This is a genomic window from Brevibacterium sp. LS14 (genome assembly GCF_012027885.1).
In the GTDB taxonomy this organism is placed as follows: Bacteria; Actinomycetota; Actinomycetes; order Actinomycetales; family Brevibacteriaceae; genus Brevibacterium; species Brevibacterium casei.
In genome coordinates this window covers 261,105-280,134 of sequence record NZ_SJXG01000047.1, presented here as the reverse complement: position 1 = coordinate 280,134, position 19,030 = coordinate 261,105, and the positions used below count along the sequence as shown (strand labels likewise).

17 protein-coding genes and 1 pseudogene are annotated in these 19,030 nt (G+C 68.9%); 9 read left to right on the top strand and 9 right to left on the bottom strand.

Features of this window, described 5'->3' with window-relative positions; genetic code table 11:
- From EZE58_RS09310 to EZE58_RS09300, 3 genes and pseudogenes are all read right to left on the bottom strand, one after another.
- A pseudogene (locus EZE58_RS09310) lies at positions 1–572 on the bottom strand (hypothetical protein); the annotation flags it as partial.
- A 568-nt stretch (positions 573–1,140) separates the two neighbouring features.
- Positions 1,141–2,493 (bottom strand): Cmx/CmrA family chloramphenicol efflux MFS transporter, encoded by a 1,353-nt coding sequence (locus tag EZE58_RS09305; RefSeq protein WP_167560336.1) that lies wholly within the window; start codon positions 2,491–2,493, stop codon positions 1,141–1,143.
- A 141-nt stretch (positions 2,494–2,634) separates the two neighbouring features.
- Positions 2,635–3,237: a TetR/AcrR family transcriptional regulator gene (locus tag EZE58_RS09300; RefSeq protein WP_063248792.1), complete on the bottom strand. Its 603-nt coding sequence runs from the start codon at positions 3,235–3,237 to the stop codon at positions 2,635–2,637.
- A 331-nt stretch (positions 3,238–3,568) separates the two neighbouring features.
- Between EZE58_RS09300 and EZE58_RS09295 the strand changes: the two genes are divergently transcribed.
- Positions 3,569–3,778, top strand: a complete 210-nt coding sequence (locus EZE58_RS09295) for a DUF5808 domain-containing protein (RefSeq protein WP_167560334.1) — start codon at positions 3,569–3,571, stop codon at positions 3,776–3,778.
- A gap of 62 nt (positions 3,779–3,840) precedes the next feature.
- Here the strand turns inward: EZE58_RS09295 and EZE58_RS09290 are convergent, their stop codons facing one another.
- From EZE58_RS09290 to EZE58_RS09280, 3 genes are all read right to left on the bottom strand, one after another.
- A complete protein-coding gene (locus tag EZE58_RS09290; protein ID WP_167560332.1) occupies positions 3,841–4,194 on the bottom strand; it encodes a VOC family protein in 354 nt (117 codons plus the stop codon).
- A gap of 27 nt (positions 4,195–4,221) precedes the next feature.
- A complete protein-coding gene (locus EZE58_RS09285) occupies positions 4,222–4,587 on the bottom strand; it encodes a DUF488 domain-containing protein (protein WP_167560330.1) in 366 nt (121 codons plus the stop codon).
- A 156-nt stretch (positions 4,588–4,743) separates the two neighbouring features.
- A complete protein-coding gene (locus tag EZE58_RS09280) occupies positions 4,744–4,950 on the bottom strand; it encodes a hypothetical protein (RefSeq protein WP_167560328.1) in 207 nt (68 codons plus the stop codon).
- Positions 4,951–4,985: 35 nt separating this feature from the next.
- Here EZE58_RS09280 and EZE58_RS09275 point away from each other — a divergent pair, with 35 nt between their 5' ends.
- Genes EZE58_RS09275 through EZE58_RS09265 form a run of 3 tightly spaced genes read left to right on the top strand, consistent with a single transcriptional unit; the run spans position 4,986 to position 7,525 of the window.
- Complete coding sequence (locus tag EZE58_RS09275) at positions 4,986–6,086, top strand: Dyp-type peroxidase (protein ID WP_167560326.1); 1,101 nt, start codon at positions 4,986–4,988, stop codon at positions 6,084–6,086.
- A gap of 42 nt (positions 6,087–6,128) precedes the next feature.
- Positions 6,129–6,914 (top strand): pyrimidine reductase family protein, encoded by a 786-nt coding sequence (locus tag EZE58_RS09270; protein WP_167560324.1) that lies wholly within the window; start codon positions 6,129–6,131, stop codon positions 6,912–6,914.
- A 2-nt stretch (positions 6,915–6,916) separates the two neighbouring features.
- Positions 6,917–7,525: a hypothetical protein gene (locus tag EZE58_RS09265; RefSeq protein ID WP_119297096.1), complete on the top strand. Its 609-nt coding sequence runs from the start codon at positions 6,917–6,919 to the stop codon at positions 7,523–7,525.
- Between the two features lie 41 nt (positions 7,526–7,566).
- Here the strand turns inward: EZE58_RS09265 and EZE58_RS17695 are convergent, their stop codons facing one another.
- Positions 7,567–10,851: a S41 family peptidase gene (locus tag EZE58_RS17695; RefSeq protein WP_167560322.1), complete on the bottom strand. Its 3,285-nt coding sequence runs from the start codon at positions 10,849–10,851 to the stop codon at positions 7,567–7,569.
- Positions 10,852–10,928: 77 nt separating this feature from the next.
- Between EZE58_RS17695 and argS the strand changes: the two genes are divergently transcribed.
- From argS to EZE58_RS09245, 3 genes are all read left to right on the top strand, one after another.
- Positions 10,929–12,659 carry an arginine--tRNA ligase gene (gene argS / locus EZE58_RS09255; RefSeq protein WP_009379847.1) on the top strand — a complete coding sequence of 577 codons (1,731 nt, stop codon included), beginning with the start codon at positions 10,929–10,931 and terminating at the stop codon, positions 12,657–12,659.
- On the top strand, positions 12,656–13,906 hold the full coding sequence (locus EZE58_RS09250; RefSeq protein WP_338067250.1) for an MFS transporter: 1,251 nt from the start codon (positions 12,656–12,658) through the stop codon (positions 13,904–13,906). The genes argS and EZE58_RS09250 overlap by 4 nt, the downstream gene beginning before the upstream one ends.
- 104 nt (positions 13,907–14,010) lie before the next feature.
- Complete coding sequence (locus EZE58_RS09245) at positions 14,011–15,378, top strand: FAD-linked oxidase C-terminal domain-containing protein (RefSeq protein WP_167560320.1); 1,368 nt, start codon at positions 14,011–14,013, stop codon at positions 15,376–15,378.
- A 110-nt stretch (positions 15,379–15,488) separates the two neighbouring features.
- Here the strand turns inward: EZE58_RS09245 and EZE58_RS09240 are convergent, their stop codons facing one another.
- A complete protein-coding gene (locus tag EZE58_RS09240) occupies positions 15,489–16,232 on the bottom strand; it encodes a hypothetical protein (protein WP_227006995.1) in 744 nt (247 codons plus the stop codon).
- Positions 16,233–16,406: 174 nt separating this feature from the next.
- Here EZE58_RS09240 and EZE58_RS09235 point away from each other — a divergent pair, with 174 nt between their 5' ends.
- Together EZE58_RS09235 and EZE58_RS09230 are read left to right on the top strand one after the other, a co-directional pair.
- Entirely contained in the window at positions 16,407–16,949 is a 543-nt protein-coding gene (locus EZE58_RS09235) for a peptidylprolyl isomerase (protein WP_119297093.1), read from the top strand.
- A 19-nt stretch (positions 16,950–16,968) separates the two neighbouring features.
- A complete protein-coding gene (locus tag EZE58_RS09230) occupies positions 16,969–17,676 on the top strand; it encodes a rhomboid family intramembrane serine protease (protein WP_240941207.1) in 708 nt (235 codons plus the stop codon).
- A gap of 312 nt (positions 17,677–17,988) precedes the next feature.
- Here EZE58_RS09230 and EZE58_RS09225 read toward each other — a convergent pair whose 3' ends face one another.
- Complete coding sequence (locus tag EZE58_RS09225; protein WP_009379834.1) at positions 17,989–18,636, bottom strand: cell division protein CrgA; 648 nt, start codon at positions 18,634–18,636, stop codon at positions 17,989–17,991.
- Positions 18,637–19,030 lie beyond the last annotated feature (394 nt).

Here is a 19,030-nt window from a genome sequence, read left to right as displayed (position 1 = left end):
GTGGTGCCGAGGATCGTGGAGATCGCCCCGAGGTGCTCGGTGGCCACGTGGTCATGGACCCACGCTGAGAAGGTCGTGTCCGGGGTGTATCCGGGGAAGTCGGGCAGGTCCTGGATTGTGGGGTGTTCGATCGTCGAGTCTGCCGGTGCTGAAAGCCGGGGTGATCCTGATTCGTCAGCGGGGACGGGGACGTGACCGGAATCTGCGGGTGCGGAAGGGGCAGTGTTCGATGTGGCGTCGGCTGATTCAGGTCGGGTAGGGGCATCGTTTGCGACGTGGCTGGAGTCCGGTTGTCCGTTGTGTCGGTTGAGGGTTTCGGCGATGGTGGCGAACCGGTAAGGGGACCCGTCGGTGGGGGTGGGGTGGTCATGGTCGTGGATGATCTCGGCGAGGATGTGGCCGGCGGTGAGTTCGAAGACGGTGAGGTGGGCGAGGTCGACGGTGGTGGAGGCGGTGGCGAGGTCGGTGAGGTTCGATCCCAGGTGCAGGGTGTAGCGCGACGAAGCGACCGGGCCGGGGGTGCCCGTGCCGGGGTCGTCGGGTCCGCTGAGATCAGCGGTGGTGTCGCGCATGGTGTGTCACCTGTCTCTGACGTCGTTGTCGGGGAAGAGCGGTGCAACGGTGGAGGGGAATCGGGTCGTACGGAATGGGAATGGCGGTTGTGGTTGTGGGTGTGAGGGGGTGTGTGGGTGGTCTCCTGGTCGTTGATAGTGGTCTGTGTGTTGTTGTGTTTATATGGTGGCAGACGGCACTGACACGAGATTCGGACATGGGCCGATATCCGCTGTCGTCCGCCGCAATCGGTGCCGGTCGGCGGTATCGACCGTCAGTACAGGTTCGCGGGCAGCACAGATGCGAGGGCAGCACAGGTTCGGGGGCAGTGCTGGCTTGGGGACACTCCTGACATCGGGCAGTCCTGACTTCGGAGCGCATTGCGCGCACCTCCCACCGCCTCAGCGACGAGGTCGCCCTCGTGCAACCAGGAGCACGTACTCGGCAAGGCGCTGCCGTTCAACCGAGCATGTTCAACTTCTACCGAGCATGTTCAACCCGGACTTGCCCTTCTGCCTAGTGGGCAAGAGGCCGATCCTGTACACACATTCTGAGCATTAACCGGCACGTGCACCGCCCGGACCGTGGTCACTCGGCCTTGCCGGCCGCCCCGCAGGAGGAGGTGTTTCGGTCGGGGTCACCGTCCGTCGGGTTCGGCGCGGTCTCGGCCCCCACCTCGGCGATCTGACGCTGCCGCCATGCCCGCTCCCCGCGGATGGCCACGGCGGCGACGCCGAGGGCGGCCAGAGCAAGGAGGATCGCGACGACGACCGGGGCGCGGAAGCCCCACCCGAGCGCGATGACCGCAGCCCCGGCGGCAGGACCGAGGGCGTTGCCGACATTGAACGCGGAGGTATTCACGCTCGCGGCCAGGGTCGGCGCCTCGGTCGCGATCTGGAACACTCGGGCGTTGAGGGCACCGGCGATCGAGAAGCCGCTCGCTCCGATGAGGACGATGACGACGATCGCGGCCCACCCGACCCCGGCGACGAGCCACAGGGCCAGCAGACTGAGCGCGAGCGCTGTGAGGCTGCCGACGATATTGCCGAAGACGGTGCGGTCGGCCAGCCGTCCACCGACGACGACCCCGATGAAGGCACCGATGCCGAAGGCGGCGAGCACGCCCGGGACGAAGTCGTGCGGGATGCCGGCGATCTGCGTGAGCAGCGGGGAGAAGTAGGAGAACGCCGCGAACACGGACGCCTGGAAGAGTGCCGTCGTGGACAGCGCGAGCCAGATCCGCGGTCCCCGGAACGCCGCGAGTTCGGCCCGCACCAGGGTCGGGAGGTGGACTGCGGAACGGTCGGCCGCCTCGGCGGCGGAGTCCCGATCCGCACTCTGCCGGGTCATCACGGCGATGAGGACGGCGGCAGCAGCGGTGACGATCGCGATCGCCCAGAAGGTGGCCCGCCATCCGAACTGCGCACCGATCCACGCCCCCATGGGCACGCCGACGAGGTTGGCGACGGTGAGGCCGCCGACGAGGCTCGCGAGGGCTCGACCGCGGACCTGAACTGGGGCGATGCGGGTCGTGTGGACGGCGGCGACCGCCCAGAATCCGCCACACGCGATGGCGGAGAGGACGCGGCTGAGCATGAGGATCGGATAGTTCGGGGCCAGCGCGCCGAGGATGTGGAGGGCGGAGAACGCGACGATCGTGATGATCATCGTCGCCCGCCTGGGCAGTCGCAGGGTCAGCAGAGCCATCGCCGGTGCCCCGACGATCATGCCGACGGCGAATCCCGTGATGAGGAGGCCGGCTTGGGGGATCGAGATGCCGAGGTCGGCGCTGATCGGCTCGAGCAGGCCGGCGATCATGAACTCCGAGGTGCCGAGGCAGAAGATCGCGGCGGCGAGCAGGTAGACCTGGGCCGGGACTCGGGGTCGGGTGGATGAATCGTCGGTCGCCGAGGTGGTCGTGCCGGTGGTCGATGACGTCATGAGCTCAGGTCCCCTCGTCTGGGTGGTGTCGCGTGTGGGTTGTCTCGTGTGGGTGGTTGTCGTGCGGACGGTGGCGAAAGCGTGCGCGGTGGCTGCGGAAGCGTGTGTGGTGTTGGTGCCGTGCGTGGTGGGCTCGGAGCCTCAGAACGTTTCGGCGCCGGCCGGGGTGCACAGAGCGGCGACGAAGGTGCGGGCCTGGGCGTCGACATCTTCGGCGGGCATGACGCGGGCGGAGACCCGGAGTCCCGCGAGGACGCTCTGGACGAGTTCGCCCGTCGACTTCGGGTCGAGCTCCGAGCGCAGGTGACCTTCCGCCTGGCCGCGGGCGATGAGGGTCCGGTAGGTCTCGAGCCACGCGGCCCGGTCGGGATCGAGGATCGTGCAGACGGCGTCGACCTCGCGTCCGAGCTCGGCGGCCGTGTTCGCCGACAGGCAGCCGATCCGCTTCTCGTCCGCGCACTGTTGCGCCAGCTCCCCGCCGAGGCGCTCGAAGAGGAGCGCGGGAGCGGGCCGGTCGCTGGTGAGCAGGTGCTCGCGCGCCGGGATGCCGGTCGCCGTGTAGTCCCGCAGGGCCCGGAGGAAGACCGCGTCGAGGCTGTCAAAGGTGTTGTAGAAGCTCGAGCGGCCGATGTTCGCCCGCTCGCACACGAGACCGACATCGGTTCCCGTGTACCCGTGCTCGCTGAACACGGCGATCGCGGCGTCGATCACCGCCTGTTCGTCGAAGGTCTTCTTCCTGCCCATGCTTCGACCCTAAGGCATATTGGACAGATGTGTCCAATAAAATTTCAGTGAGTTTTCGTCACAGGGGTATGGGGCGTAGCCTGACCGCAGGCGTCGTCGACGGCGAAGAGGGCCTGACAACGGGTCCACACGACCGGGCCGGTCCGGGACAGACCGGGCCGGTCCGGGACAGACCGGGCCGGTCCGGGACAGACCGGGCCGGTCCGGGACAGAGCGGGCCCAGGTCGGGGCGACACCGAGATGGAACGGTCGAGGACAGAGGTCCGGGACCGTGGCCAGACCAGGGATGGCTCCTACGAAGCAGGCCGAGACACGAGGAGGAGATTCGACGATGAGTTCGCTCAGCGAGGCGGAGAAGCAGCAGCTGCGAGACGATGATGCGAACTGGAAGTTCGGACTCCTCTATTTCTGTCCGCGCGATCCCGGATTCCTCGTCCCCAAGCGCGTCGGCATCGGGTGGACGGTCAACTTCGGCAGCGTGTGGACGCTCGTCGTCCTCATCGTCCTCATCGCCGTCCTGGTCTGGGGCTTTGTGTTCTGAGGCGCCCGTGTTCTGAGTCGTCGTGTTCTGCGGCGCCCGTGTGCGCGTCGTGCGCGCCCTTGTCAGCTCCGTGAGGAGAGGACGCAGAACTCGTTGCCCTCGGGATCGGCGAGGACGACCCACGGTTCGTCCCCGGACTGCCCGACATCGACCCGGCGCGCTCCGAGGTCGAGGAGGCGGGCCACCTCGGCGGCCTGATCGGCGGGACGGAAGTCCGGGTGGAGGCGATTCTTCACGGACTTCGCGTTCGTGTCGCGCCCGAATAGCAGGCCGGGCAGGCGATCGGGGCTCTCCCTGATCTCGATCTCGTCCTTGCTCTCATCGACGACGACCCAGCCGAGCGCCTCGGCCCACCACCGGCCGAGAGCGTGCGGATCAGCGGCATCGACGACGATCTGCTCCCACGTCAGGTCCATGGTCACAGCGTAGGCGACGGACCGGGACTAGCCGCCGGTGAGGACGTGCTCGAGGACGGCGGCCTCGCTGATCTCGACGTCCTTCGAGGCGGTGAGCAGGGTGAGCGTGCCCTTCCGTGCGAAGTCGCGCAGGGTCGCGAACGCCTCGGCGTGTTCGTCGTCGTCGAGTTCATCACGGTAGCGGCGGGAGAACTCGTCGAACTTCGCGGGATCGTGGCCGTACCACTTCCGCAGGTCGGTCGAGGGGGCGACGTCCTTGAGCCACTCGGTGAGGTCGGCGCGCTCCTTGCTCACCCCGCGCGGCCACAGACGATCGACGAGGACGCGTGCGCCGTCGTCGGGACTCGGATCCTCGTAGATCCGCTTGACCCGGATCGCGCTCGTCTCGGTCATGGCGCTCCTCGCTCTCGTCGGTTTCTGGGTCTGCCGGGGTTTCTGAGTCTGCCAGGGTTTCTGGGACTGGCAGATTCGTCGTCGTCGGTGCCGGTTCGTCGTCGGTACAGGTCCGCCGTCATCGGTGCAGGTTCGTCAACGCTGGTGCCGGTCAGTCTAGCCACCGGCCACGAGATCCATCCACCACTGGGCCGGAGACGAGAGCGCCCCCACACCGGACCGGCGTCCACCTGCGACGATGCCGTCGTCGGCGATCGTCGGTGCGCAGATCAACTGCGCGCGGATGACTTCAGCCGGTGTCAATGTCGAAGCCGTGTTCTCCGCGTATACTGACCGACCAAGGACGATTGTCGTTCGGCTCACACTCCTCCGTGGGCCGCGGAACAGGAGACGGATCAGTGACTTTCCAGTACGCATCACCCCCGAGCGCAGTCAGCCCCCAGCACGTCCTCGAACCGCCGGCACCGTCGGCCGTCTTCGTCGTCGTCACCGTCAAACCGGGTGCCGAGGACGCCATCCGGGAGTTCCTCGGCGGGATCGGCGGGGTCATCCGCGCCGTCGGCTTCCGCGCGAAGGCCGCGAACCTCTCGTGTGTCACCGGCATCGGCGCCGATCTCTGGGATCGTCTCTACCCCGAGAAGCGACCGGCCAAGCTCCACCCATTCAAAGAGCTGCGCGGCGGCACCCACGTCGCACCCTCGACGCCCGGTGACCTTCTCTTCCACATCCGCTCCCAGCGCACCGACATGAGCTTCGAGCTCGCCCGGCAGCTCATCAACCAGATCTCCGAGTCCGTCGACGTCGTCGACGAGGTCCACGCCTTCCGCTACTTCGACCAGCGCGACATCCTCGGCTTCGTCGACGGCACCGCGAACCCCGAGGACCAGCTCGCCGTCGACTCCGTCTTCGTCGGCGACGAGGACCCCGACTTCGCCGGAAGCAGCTACGTCATCGTCCAGAAGTACATCCACGACCTCCCGAAGTGGAACTCGATCACCGTCGAGGATCAGCAGGCGGCGTTCGGTCGCCACAAGCTCTCCGACATGGAGTTCCCCGACAAGGACAAGGCCCCCGACTCGCACATCGTCCTCAACACGATCACCGGGCCCGATGGCAGGGAACGCAAGATCGTGCGCGACAACATGGTCTTCGGCTCCGTCGAATCCGGGGACTTCGGCACGTACTTCATCGGCTACGCCGCCGACCCCGAGGTCACGGAGACGATGCTCGAACACATGTTCTTGGGCCACGGCGACGCCACCCACGACCGGATCCTCGACTTCTCGACAGCCCTGACCGGCGGCCTGTTCTTCGTCCCGACGCAGGACTTCCTCGACGATCCGACCTCGGTGCTCGGTTCGAACTCGCAGGGCGCGACCACGCAGAGCTCGAGCGCACAGGGGTCGAGTCCGGAGAACGTGGGCACACAGAGTTCGACCCCACAGGACTCGAACGCTCACGGCACACAGGACTCAGTCGGACAGGGCACACAGGGCTGAGGCTCAGATCCTCGGATCCAGCGGCAAGGAGCGTGATCGGCGATGACCGAGATCCCCACCGTCCGCCGGCTCCTCCCCGGAGCGACTGACGGCGGAACCGCGGACCTCAGCCTGCCCGAGGCCTTCGCGTTCCCCGCCGACGCCCGGTCACCCGCCGACGCGCAGTCGTGGGTCCGCGCGGTCTTCGTCGCCTCGGTCGACGGCGCCGCGACCGTCGCCGGGCGCGCCGGCGGGCTCGGCAACGACGTCGACCGTGCGGTCTTCGCGCTCAACCGTGCGCTTGCCGACGTCATCCTCGTCGGAGCAGGCACCGCCCGCACCGAGGAGTACGGTCCGGCCGAGGACGACTCCCGCTGGCGCGGGCTCAGGGAGGGCCGGAGCCCGACCGCGCCCATCGCCGTCGTCACCGACAGCCTCGCCCTCGACTTCTCCTCCCCGCTCTTCGCCGACGCCCCGGAATGGGCGCGAACGATCGTCATCACGAGCGAGTCCTCCCCCGCCGAGGCGCGGGCGAAGGCCGCAGAGGTCGCCGAGGTGATCGTCGCCGGAGCCGACACCGTCGACCTCACGCTCGCGCTCGTCGCACTGCGGGAGCGGGGCTTCGAACGCATCGTCTGCGAGGGCGGACCGAGCGTCTTCGCCGAACTCGTCCGCGCCGGCTGCGCCGACGAGCTCTGCCTCACCCGTTCGCCCGAGATCGTCGGCGGTCAGGGCACCCGCATCGTCCACGGTCCGGCCCTCGATCCCCCGGTCCCCCTCGACCTCGCCGAGGTGTTCGCCACCGACGACGGGTACCTCTACCTCCTCTACCGCTTCGAACGGAGCTGACGATGACGCAGATCCCCGACGTCCCGCCGACCGACCCTCCAGCCTCGCCCCCACCCGCGGACACCGTCCGTCCCCAACCGGCGCGCGGCGCGGAGATCGGTGCGCTCATCGGCGGGGCGTTCGGCCTCGTCTTCCTCGTCGTCAACAGCTCAGGCTTCTCGACGCTCGGTCGGATCATGGTCCTCGTCGTCGGGATCCTCGCCTTCGCAGCGATCCTCTTCCTCGCCTTCCGCAGCTATGGTCGCAGGCGGGGATCCCCGCAGGCCGGAACCGCGAAGGCGTTCGGCACGAGCTTCTGGATCATCGTCGCCGTCGAAGCCCTCGCGCTCTTCGGCGGGACGAAGCTGCTCGCAGGGCTCGGGTACCCGGAGCTCGGCGTCGCGTGGGTCTCGGTCGTCGTCGGGACCCACTTCTTCGCCCTCGGCCACGTGTTCGGACTCCGCCGCTTCCATCTCCTCGCCGGGGTCGTCACCCTCTGCGGGATCGCCGGGTTCATCGCGTTCTTCATCCCGGCACCCGCCTTCATCCCGGTGCTCGCCGGGGTCATCCCCGGTTTCGTCCTCCTCGCCTTCGGCCTCTGGGCGCTCGCCCCGGTCGACGCGCAAGGCTGAGGCCGGGGAAACCCGATCCCCGGCCCCACCTGAGCCAGCCGCTACTCCCCAGCACCACCTCGGCGGCGGTTGCGGACACGGGGTTCGGGCATCTCGGGTGCAGTGACCGCGGGGGTCTCCTCGAGGCGGGCGAGCACCTCGGCGATGGCCCGGTCGAGCTGCGGATCGGCCTCGGCGAAGAGCTGCGAGGGATCGTGCTCGACCTCGATGTCTGGGTCGACGCCGTGGTTCTCCACCTCCCACTCCTTGCCCTCGAGCCAGAACGCATACCGCGGCTGGGTGACCTTCGTCCCGTCGACGAGGTCATAGCGTCCGTCGATGCCGACGACACCGCCCCACGTGCGGACCCCGATGACCGGTCCGATGCCCTTCGCCTGGACCCGGGCATTGATGATGTCCCCGTCGGAGCCGGAGAACTCGTTGGCGAGGAAGGCGACCGGTCCGCGGCGCGTGTTCTCCGGATCCGGGACCATCTCGTCGTACGACCGGGTGGCGCTCCATGCGATGACGCGGTCGGCGAGGCGCTCGGCGACGAGCGCGCTCGTGTGCCCGCCCCGGTTGAACCGGACGTCGGCGATGACGCCGTCGGCGGCCATCGCCTGCCGGATGTCGCGGTGCAGCTGGGCCCAGCCGCCGGCCATCATGTCGGGGATGTGGACGTAGCCGAGCCTGCCGCCCGTCGCCTCCCTGACGTACTCGCGCCTCGAGCGCACCCAGTCCTGATAGCGCAGCTTCTCCTCGGACTTCACCGGCACGACCGCGACCGTGCGCTCCCTGCGCCCGGTGCGCAGCGTGAGCTCGACGATCTGGTCGGCTGCCCCCACGAGCAGCGGCGCGGGACCGAGGTCCTCATCGACGCTCTGCCCGCCCACGGCGACGATGACGTCCCCGGGCTGGGCCCCGACACCGGCCTGACGCAGCGGCGACCTCGCCGCCGGCTCACTCGTCTCACCGGGGAGGATGCGGACGATCTCCCAGCCCTTGTCGGTGCGGGCGAGATCCGCGCCGAGGAAGCCGAGCCGTTTCGACTCATCGCCGAGCGGCTCGGCCGGGGTGACGTAGGCATGGGAGGTGTTGAGCTCGCCCACGGTCTCCCAGAGGATGTCGACGAGGTCGTCGTGGGTGAGCGCCTTCGCCGCGACCTGGCGCCATCGCAGGGTCACCCCCTGCCAGTCGACGCCGTTCATGTCGGCCCGCCAGTAGTGGTCGCGCATGATCCGGGCGTTCTCCTCGAACATCTGCAGCCACTCGGCCCGCTGGTCGAGCTCGAAGCGCAGCCGAGAGAGGTCGACGGTCACGGACTCGTCGTCATCGGCCTCGACCTTCCGGTTCGCGGGGCGCACGGTGACGTCGTCGCCGTCGGTGACGACGATGAGCTTTCCGTCGCCGCTCACCCGATAGTCGTCGGCCTTGTCGACGACGGTGACGAGCTTGCGCTTGGCGAAGTCGAAGTACTGGACCTGCTCGCGCGGCTTGTCCCCCGTGACACCCGCGTACCGGTCGCCGAGCTCGCCGTCCTCGGCATCGCCCTTGCGCATCCACAGCACCCCGCCGTCGGCGGCCTCGAGGTCCCGGAAGACTCCGGAGGAGACGGGGAACGGGACGATCCGCTCCTCGGCGCCGTCGAGGTCGGGCTCGACCGTGCTCACGGTGTCCTTTCCGGACTTCTTCTGGCCCTTCTCGCTCTCCTCGGTGAGCTCGCTGATCGCCCATCCGGCGGTGCTCGGCCCGAAGGGTGCGGGGTCGGTGGCCGAGAGCGGCAGCAGCCACGGCCGGGTCACCCCGTTGAAGGAGAGGTCGAAGGAATGCTGGTTGTACGCGGGATCGAAGGTCCGGTCGGAGAGGAAGGCGACGTACTTCCCATCGCGCGTGAACGCGGGGGAGAAGTCGTTGAACCGTCCCGTCGTCAGCGGCCTGCCCTCCTCATCCGAGCGCACCTCGGTGATCATCAGCCGGTTGAGATCCCCCTCGCCCTGCGTCGGCTGCGCCCAGACGAGGTACCTCCCGTCGGGGGAGAAGCGCGGACTCGTCGCCTCTCCGAAGCCGGAATGGCCGACGACACGGCTGCCGCCGCCGGCGACCTCGACGAGGCGGACCGTCCCGTCGTGGGAGATCGTCGCGAGGATCCGTCCCGCGGGATCGGCGGACATGTGGAGGACGCGTCCGAGAGCCCCGGCCCCGATCCGCCGAGGCGGTTTCGACCCTTCGGTCTCCCGCACCTCGATCGCGTCCTCTCCGTCGACGTCGGTGACATAGGCGACCGCGCCCGTGGTCCCGAGGACGACGGGTTCACGCACCCGCACGGCCGACTCGGCCGCCAGGGCCCTGGCCGGACCCTCCCGGTGGGCGAGCCAGAACGCCTTCCCCCGCCATTCGATCGCCGAGGCATTGCCGCCGTGGTCAGGGGCGATGGCACCGACCCCGGAATCGGCGGCGAGCGAGCGCGGCTGCACCTGCGTGCCCGGGAGGGTGACGTCGAGGGTGCGGACCTGCCCGTCGAGGGAGTCGAGGACCTTGATCTCGCCGCGGGAGTGCCACACGATCCTTCTGCCGTCGCTCGTCGCATCGCGGACGTACCCGTCGGCCTCCGTCTGGTGGGTGAGCTGCCGGGGCTCGCCGAGGCGGTCGCCGGCAGCCGTGGCCAGTCCGTCCCAGATCCACAGGTTCGCCTGCTCGTCGGCATCGTCGGGGAACGTCGCGGCCCGGTCGGAGGTGAAGACGAGTGAGTCGCCGACCCACAGCGGATCGCTCAGCGGCGCGGCCTCGTCGCGCAGCAGCCGCTGCCACTGCGTCCCCGCACCGTCGGCGTCGCCGGCCCGATCGAGCCACAGCCTCGGCGCGGTGCCTCCGCGGTAGCGCTTCCAATGGGCCGGGGGACGACTGTACGGCGTCGAGAGCGCCGTGGCACCCGAGTGGTGACGGGCGAACCCGGATGCGCGACCCCACGTGAGGCGCTCGACCTCACCACCCAGGCCCACGCGCTTGACGACATGGTCGCGGACCTCGGCTTCGCCCGCGTTCGAACCGATGAGGATGTGGGAATCGTCCTCCCAACCGAGCATCGTCGTCGCGGTCCCGCCGAGCCAGGTGAGCCGGCGCAGGGCACCGGTGGCCACCTCGGCGACCATGAGCTCGGGATGACCGTCGCGGTGGGAGACGTAGGCGACGTGGGAGCCGTCCGGGGAGAATCGCGGACTGCGGGCCGGAGCACGATCGGCGGTGAGCCGCCATGCCCGGCCGCCTTCGGTCGGCACGAGCCAGACGTCGTCGTCGGCGATGAAGGCGATGAGATCGCCGCTTGAGTGGGGGTACCTGAGATAAGTCACGTGATCCACATTACAGCCGATGAGCGGCGTGCACGGACCGGTGCCGCGGGTCGGGTCGGCGCGAATAGAATGAGGACATGCCGACGCTCACCTCTCTGCTCACCGACCGGTTCGCCGCTGCCCTCTCTGCCGCCTTCGGGGAGGACTTCGCTGACCGCGATCCCGTCATCAGGAGCTCGCAGTTCGCCGACTTCCAGGCCAACGTCGCCCTCCCGCTGGCGAAGGAGCTCGGGGCCAAGCCGCGGGAGATCGCCGGGCAGATCGTCGAGCACCTCGACCTCGCAGGCGTCTGTCAGCCCCCGGAGATCTCCGGTCCCGGGTTCATCAACCTCACCTTCCTCCCCGAGTTCCTCGCAGGCGTCCTCGAGGCCGAGGACGCGACCGCCGTCGACGCACCTTCGGACCCGCAGCGGATCGTCATCGACTACTCGGCGCCGAACGTCGCGAAGGAGATGCACGTCGGGCACCTGCGCACCACCGTCGTCGGCGATGCGCTCGCCCGCACCCACGAATACCTCGGCAACACCGTCATCCGGCAGAACCACATCGGCGACTGGGGCACCCCCTTCGGCATGCTCATCGAGCACCTCCTCGACGTCGGCATCGACTCGGAGACCGCGCAGACGATCGCCGAGGACCCCAACGCCTTCTACCAGGCCGCCCGGGCGAAGTTCGACGCGGATGAGGACTTCGCGACCCGCGCCCGCACCCGGGTCGTCGCCCTCCAGGGCGGGGACGCCCAGACCCTCGAACTCTGGGATCGGCTCGTCGGCTACTCCCGGGAGTACTTCAACCACATCTACTCCCTCCTCGACGTCACCCTCCGAGATGCCGACCTCGCCGGGGAGAGCACGTACAACGACGATCTCGAAGCGGTCTGCGACGACCTCGAGGCCCAGGGCCTGGCGCGGATGAGCGACGGGGCGCTGTGCGTGTTTCCCGAGGGCTACACCGGCCGGGACGGGCAGCCGCTGCCGCTCATCATCCGCAAGTCCGACGGCGGCTACGGCTATGCGACGACCGACCTCGCCGCGGTCCGCCGCCGCGCCCAGGTCCTTCACGCCGACCGCGTCCTCTACGTCGTCGGCGCCCCGCAGGCCCTCCACTTCGAGATGGTCTTCGCGACCGCCCGGGCCGCCGGCTGGGTGCCGGAGGACATGGTCCTCGAGCACGTGAAGATCGGCAATGTCCTCGGCTCCGACGGGAAGATCCTCCGCACCCGCTCGGGCAAGCCGCTGCGTCTGGCCGAACTCCTCGACGAGGCGATCGCCCGCGCCAAGGTCACCCTCGAGGAGTCGAACGTCGAGTTCAGCCCCGAGGAGGCCAATGAGGTCGCCCGCATCGTCGGCATCGGCGCGGTCAAGTACGCCGACCTCTCCGTCGCCCACGACACCTCGTACACCTTCGACCTCGACCGGATGCTCGCGCCCATCGGCAACACCGCGCCCTACCTCCAGTACGCCGGCGCCCGGATCCGCTCGATCCTGCGCAGGGCTGCCGCTGAGGACATCACGTTCGCCGACTCCCCGATCCACCTCGGCGAGCAGTCCGAACGTGAGCTGGCGCTCGCGATCCTCGGGTTCCCCGATGCCCTCGCCGAGGTGGCCGCCGGCTCCCAGCCGCACCGGATGGCGACGTACCTCTTCGACCTCGCGCAGGCGTTCACGACGTTCTACGAGCAGTGCCCAGTGCTCACGGCGGCGACGCCTGAGCTGCGGGCCTCCCGCCTGCGGCTGAGCGCGACCGTGCTCTCCGTCCTCGAGGCGGGACTGAGCGTCCTCGGCATCCGCGTGCCCGAGAGGATGTGACGGGCACGCTGCGTCCCGCGATGCTCCCGTGGATCGTCGCGGGCATCGTCGTCCTCGCGCTCAACCTGCGCACCCCGATCATCGCCCCGACCGCGGTGCTCGGCGACATCCGTGCGGACACCGGACTGAGTGCGGCCGGGGCGGGCCTCCTCACGGGTCTGCCCGTCCTCCTCTTCGCCCTCGCCACGCCGCTGGCGAGTAAGACGATCCGCCGCCTCGGCGCGGAGACGACGGTGCTCATGTGCCTGTCGGGCGTGCTGCTCGGCACGGTGCTGCGTTCGGTCGGGCCGACCTGGCTCATCCTGCTCGGCACCGGCGTCATCGGACTCGCGATCACCCTCGGCAACATCGTCGTGCCCGTGATCATCCGCCGCGAGGTCCCGTGGAACCAGGTCGGCATGGTCACCGGGCTCTACTCGGCGATGATGAACGTCGGCTCGATGGTCACCCTCATCGGCACCGGCCCGCTCGCGGCCCTCGTCGGCTGGCGGTGGGCGATCGGTCTGTGGGCGGTCCTCGCGCTCCTCGGCCTCGGTTACTGGATGATCCTCATCCGCACCCGGATCCGCCGCACCCCGATCGACGGCGCTGCCGGGGACACTGCCGGCGCCGAGGCGGGTGCCCCGACCCCAGCGGAGGCGAAACGGCCGTGGCGGGAGGTCTCCCCGGAGTTCCGGCGCATCGTCGTCCTCCTCGTCATCACCTTCTCCGGGCAGTCGATCGCGTACTACACGACGACGACGTGGCTGCCCTCGATCCTCGCCGACACCGCACGCCTCGACCCGGCGCTCGCCGGCGGCACCGCCTCCCTCTTCCAGGTCTCGGCCATCGTCGGCGCCTTCGGCGTGCCCCTGCTCGCCGCGCGGTCGCGGCCGTGGGTGCCCGTGGCGATCGTCGCCGCCCTCTGGCTCTCCCTGCCTCTCGGCATGCTCACAGCCCCCGATGCGTACGTCGTCTGGGCGGTCACCGGCGGCATCGCCCAGGGCGGCGGGTTCACCGCGATCCTCTCGATCATCGCCCGCACCGCCGGCAGCGACAGGGAGACGGCATCCGGCTCGGCGCGGGTGCAGGGCGGCGGCTACCTCGCCGCGACCCTGGCCCCGCCGTTCGCGGGCTGGCTCGCCACGGTCACCCACGGCTGGGTCGTCCCGCAGCTCCTCGTGCTGGCAGCGACGCTGTCCTTCACCGTCGCCGGTCTCCTCGCGGCCCGGATCGCCGGGCGGATGGGTCCGCGCCGGCTCGCCTGAGGGCTGTCCGCGCTGAGCATCGAGGTCGCTGCGCACCCCGCCCTCGTCACTGTGACACGGCTCACGTAGAGTGAGACCCACGTCGCCCTGATCCGAGGAGAATGATGTCAGCCGAGGTCCTATCCGCCCTGTCCGCAGCCCTGCCCGCCGAGGCGATCGTCACCGACCCCGATTCGATGGACGCCTATCGGTGGGATCGCGCGAACGACCCTGATGCGGGCATGCCGCTGGCCATCGTCCGCGCGACCTCGACCGAGGACGTCCAGACCGTCGTCCGCATCGCCGCGGCCGCAAAGATCCCCGTCGTCCCCCGCGGCGCCGGCTCCGGCCTCTCGGGCGGCAGCTCCGCGGTCGAGGGCGGCATCATCGTCTGCCTCGACCGGATGCGGGAGATCGCCGTCGACCCTGCGACCCGCATCGCCGTCGTCCAACCGGGGGCCTTCAACGCCGAGGTCAAGGCCGCGGCCGCCGAGCACGGCCTGTGGTACCCGCCGGACCCCTCGTCGTACGAGTTCTGCTCGATCGGCGGCAACGTCGCGACGAACGCGGGCGGGCTCTGCTGCGTCAAGTACGGGGTGACGACGGACTACGTGCTCGGGATGACGGTCGTGCTCGCCGACGGCCGCGCCGTCGAGCTCGGCGGGCCCCGCGTCAAGGACGTCGCGGGGCTGTCCCTGACGAAGCTCTTCGTCGGCAGCGAGGGCACTCTCGGCATCATCACTGAGGTGACCCTGCGCCTCATCCCCGCGCAGCTGCCGCCGACGACCCTCGTCGCCACGTTCCCCACCCTCGAGGGAGCGACCCAGACCGTCCTCGACATCTGTGCGCAGATGCGCCTGTCGATGCTCGAGTTCATGGATCGCGCCTCGATCAATGCCGTCGAGGACGAGCTGCGGATGGGCCTCGACCGGGAGGCCGCAGGCATGCTCGTCATCCAGTCCGATGAACCGGGCGAGTATGCGTCCGGACAGATCGCGACCGTCGAGGAGCTCTGTGCGAAGAACGGGGCGAGCGAGGTCTATGCGACCGACGACGCCGACGAGGGGGAGGCCTTCGTCACCGCCCGGCGGATGGCGATCCCCGCGGTCGAGAAGAAGGGCACCCTCCTGCTCGAGGACGTCGGCGTGCCGCTGCCCCGCCTCGGCGATCTCGTCGTCGGGATCGAGCGGATCGCCGAGGACCGCGACGTCCTCATCTCCGTCATCGCCCACGCCGGGGACGGCAACACCCATCCGCTGCTCATCGTCGACCCCACGGACGCCGAACAGCGGGCGCGGGCCGACATCGCCTACGGCGAGGTGATGGACTTGGCGACCTCACTCGGCGGGACGATCACCGGCGAGCACGGGGTGGGACGGCTGAAGAAGCCGTGGCTGGCCGACTACCTCGGCACCGATGTCATGGAGCTCAACCTCCGGATCAAGGCCGCGCTCGACCCGGACAACATCCTCAATCCGGGCGCCGTGTACTGAGGCGTGCCCCGGCTGGGGACGGGACGCTCTCCGGCTGCGGCGGGACAGCACCGAGGCGGCCACCCGAACGGGTGGCCGCCTCGGTCGTCACCGGCGACGGTCGGTGCGTCTCAGTGCTTGGCGTTGGTGTCCTTCGGGTCGCCGGCCGCGGGGTTCGGAGTCGCGGGCTTCGGCGCGGTCGTCGGCTTCGGAGCCGGGGTGGCATCCGTCTTCGACTCGGGCACCGGAGCCTGCGAGACCGTGGGCGTCGTGCCCTGGCGCGAGGCCGGGGTCGAGCCGACGGGGCGGGCGTCAGCGGGACGGTTGTTCGGCAGCGGGGTCGACCAGGGATCCTCGACCGGCTGGGCCTTCTTCCACACGTAGTAGCCGATGCCGGCGGCCGAGCCGATGACGAGCGTCCACACGAGGGCCTTCTTGCTCGTGTTCGACTTCTGTGCGGTCTCCTTCTGGATCCGCTTGCCGGCATTGGCGAGGGCCTTGCGGGCCTTCTTCATCGCCTTCTTGTCACCGGTGAGGCGCACAGCGAGGTTGTCGATGAGCTGCGGGGTCTCCATCGCCGCGAGCGAGGCGGCAGCCGTTCCGGCGACCTTCCCGGCCCTCTCCGTGGCTTCGGGGCGGTACGCCTCGATCCGGTCGGCGATGTCGTGGACCTGACGGTTGGCCTTCTCTGCCAGAGCCTCGACCTGCGGACGGGCCTTCTCCGTGAAGACACCGACCTGCTCATTCGCCCTGTCGGCTGCCTCGCGGAGCTTGGGCGCCGCCGCATCCGACGCGTCGGCCAGGAACCGGAGCGACGTCTTCTTCGCGGAATCGAGCTTCGACGCGAGCGGCTTCCGAGCTGGTTTCTTCGACATGAACATTCCCAATCCTCCGGGTCAGGGGCAACTGATCACTCCCCAGTCTACGGCCTGGCCCGGGGGCGCACGCCACCTCAGGGCCAGGAATTTGCCTGCGGATACGCTGGCAGAGTCGTACAAACCCACCTTGATGGAACCGCAGACCTGTGTGCGGCATGGAAGAATGAGGGCATGTCTACAGTTGCAACGAACACAGCGGTCCTGCACACCAACCACGGCGACATCACGATCAACCTCTTCGGCAACCATGCTCCGAAGACGGTCGCCAACTTCGTCGAGCTGGCCACGGGTGAGCGCGAGTTCACCGATCCCCAGACCGGTGAGCCGACGAAGCGCCCCTTCTACGACGGCGTCGGCTTCCACCGCATCATCTCGAACTTCATGATCCAGGGCGGTGACCCGCTCGGCACCGGCACCGGCGGTCCCGGATACGTCTTCGACGACGAGATCCACCCCGAACTCCAGTTCGACAAGAAGTACCTGCTCGCGATGGCCAATGCCGGCAAGCAGATGGGCCGCGGCACCAACGGCTCGCAGTTCTTCATCACCACCGCTGAGACCCCGTGGCTCAACGGCAAGCACACGATCTTCGGCGAGGTCGCCGACGAGTCCTCGCAGAAGGTCGTCGACGAGATCGAAGGCGTGCGCACGGGGGCGATGGACAAGCCCGTCGAGCCGGTCGTCATCGAATCCGTCGAGATCAAGGACGCCTGAGCACCAGTACGATGGTGCCATGAGCACACCAGAACAGGGCCCGGCCAGGGAATCAGGCCGGGCCCTGTCCGTGTCCATCCCCCTGGTGACACGGACGATCATGATCGTCACGGGACTGTCGTTCCTCCTCCAGCTGCTGCCGGGTCTCGACCTCATCCACCGGCTGAGCTTCGTCCCCGCTCTCACCCTCGACCAGCCGTGGCGCCTGCTCACCGTCGCCCTCGTCCACGAGCAGCCCTCTCCCATCCATCTGCTCGCGAACATGATCGGGCTCTTCTTCTTCGGCTCGTTCGTCGAGCGGGCGCTCGGGCGGTGGCGCTTCCTTGCGGTCTACCTCCTCGGCGCGATCGGCGGCTCCGTCATGGTCCTCCTCCTCGCCGAACCGTGGAGCCGGGACTGGGTGACGAACAACATCGGCGCCTCGGGTGCCGTGTTCGCGATCATCGGCGTCCTCCTCGTCCCGACGAAGCGCCTCGACCGCAACATCACCGGTGTCGTCCTCTTCGTCGTCCTCAACTTCGGCTACGGGTTCCTCGTCGAGGGAGTCTCGTGGGAGGCCCACCTCGGCGGGCTGCTCACCGGCTTCGTCCTCGGTTGCGCGGCGCTGCTCGTCAGACGGGAGCGGTCTGCGCTCGTGTTCTGGCTCGTCGCCGGGGCGCTCGTCGTCCTCATGGCCGTCGCCGCCGTCGTCAAGACCCTTGCCGCCGGTGGGGCGCCGGGTCTCTGATCGACGCCACCGGGCACCTGAGCGACGCGCCTCGTCCGTGACCTCCGGGGTGCGGTCGGTCCCCACGATGCTCCACCGGGCACTGCATCTGTGCTTTGTCCACAGGGCTTATCCACATGGTGGAAAACTTACACGAGTGTGTTTCCGCAGGTGAGAGCGTTAAGAAAAGTTATGCACAGGAAAACGTCGCGGCCTGGGGAAAGGACTCAGCGTGTTTGGAAACGACGAAGCCCTCCACCTGCCCGTACGGTTCGGGGCGAGTGGAGGGTTGCGTGGTGAGCGACAGCGTGGCGGTTGCGCAGCGGCGCGGCGCTATCGCCAGCGGGTGGACATGATGAGGCCCGCGACGAAGAACGCGAAGCCGATGAGGATGTTCCAGTTGCCCCAAGCCTCGACGGGGAAGGCGCCCTGGGTGATGTAGAACGTCACGAGCCAGATGAGGCCGACGAGGAGGAGGCCGATGAGGACGGGGAGGAACCAGCGCGGGTTCGGCTTGATCGTCTGCTGACCGGCCTCGGAGGTGTAGCTCGCCGTCTTCCGGCCCTGCGAGCGCTTGGCGGGATTCCCCGAGCGCGAGGTCCGCTTCGCCGCGGTCTTCTTCCCGCCCTTCGCGTCCTTGGACTTCGCGGAGTCAGCCTTCGAGTCCTTGGAGTCCTTGTCCTTCGAGACCCTGTCCTTCGAGTCCTTCGCCGTGCCCTCGGACTTCTTCTCGTCCTTCGCCGAGGCGGCTGCGTCGTCGTCAGCGTCCGTCTCTTCAGCGTCGGTGTCCTCGTCCGCGTCGGTCTCGGTGACCTCGATCTCCGTGACCTCGACCGTTTCGGTGTCTCCAGTGGCGTCGGTCGCGGTGACCTCGACGTCGGTCTCCTCGACGACGGCCGCGTCGTCGGTCGTCGACTCGGGCTTCGCCGTGGTGCGCGAGGTGCGCTGAGGGCGCGAGGTCCGTCCTTTGGACTTGGCCACGTGAACTCCTTCGACAGCGAACCCGGGCGGGTCGCCGATGCTCTGGTCGGGGATGATCGCACCCAGTCTACTCGGGAGGCGAGCATGCGCGAAAAACCTCGCCCGCGCCTCGGCGACGCCACGACGGCGCCCGGAGTCAGCGGCTTCGGCACTGCGCGCGGGAGGCTCAGAGTCAGCTGTGTGCGAAGCCGAGACGAGCTGTGAAGGGGACACCGCGTCACGTTCATGCGATAAAGTTCTGTAGGGTGTCCCCGCTCGATCACTGGTCGAGCCCCGGATTGCAAAGGTCATAGGCACGGTGCAGAAGTGGTGAACAGTCTCTCCTCGGGTAGCGAATCGTCTTCGAGACCCACCATTCGCGCGGCGCAGCGACGCCAGCCCGCCCCGCAGCCCA

Bases quoted from the DNA above. Each gene is read 5' to 3' on its own strand.
- EZE58_RS09305 (WP_167560336.1), bottom strand. From the start codon at position 2,493: ATGACGTCATCGACCACCGGCACGACCACCTCGGCGACCGACGATTCA.
- EZE58_RS09300 (WP_063248792.1), bottom strand. From the start codon at position 3,237: ATGGGCAGGAAGAAGACCTTCGACGAACAGGCGGTGATCGACGCCGCG.
- EZE58_RS09295 (WP_167560334.1), top strand. From the start codon at position 3,569: ATGAGTTCGCTCAGCGAGGCGGAGAAGCAGCAGCTGCGAGACGATGAT.
- EZE58_RS09290 (WP_167560332.1), bottom strand. From the start codon at position 4,194: ATGGACCTGACGTGGGAGCAGATCGTCGTCGATGCCGCTGATCCGCAC.
- EZE58_RS09285 (WP_167560330.1), bottom strand. From the start codon at position 4,587: ATGACCGAGACGAGCGCGATCCGGGTCAAGCGGATCTACGAGGATCCG.
- EZE58_RS09270 (WP_167560324.1), top strand. From the start codon at position 6,129: ATGACCGAGATCCCCACCGTCCGCCGGCTCCTCCCCGGAGCGACTGAC.
- EZE58_RS09265 (WP_119297096.1), top strand. From the start codon at position 6,917: ATGACGCAGATCCCCGACGTCCCGCCGACCGACCCTCCAGCCTCGCCC.
- argS (WP_009379847.1), top strand. From the start codon at position 10,929: ATGCCGACGCTCACCTCTCTGCTCACCGACCGGTTCGCCGCTGCCCTC.
- EZE58_RS09245 (WP_167560320.1), top strand. From the start codon at position 14,011: ATGTCAGCCGAGGTCCTATCCGCCCTGTCCGCAGCCCTGCCCGCCGAG.
- EZE58_RS09240 (WP_227006995.1), bottom strand. From the start codon at position 16,232: ATGTCGAAGAAACCAGCTCGGAAGCCGCTCGCGTCGAAGCTCGATTCC.
- EZE58_RS09235 (WP_119297093.1), top strand. From the start codon at position 16,407: ATGTCTACAGTTGCAACGAACACAGCGGTCCTGCACACCAACCACGGC.
- EZE58_RS09230 (WP_240941207.1), top strand. From the start codon at position 16,969: ATGAGCACACCAGAACAGGGCCCGGCCAGGGAATCAGGCCGGGCCCTG.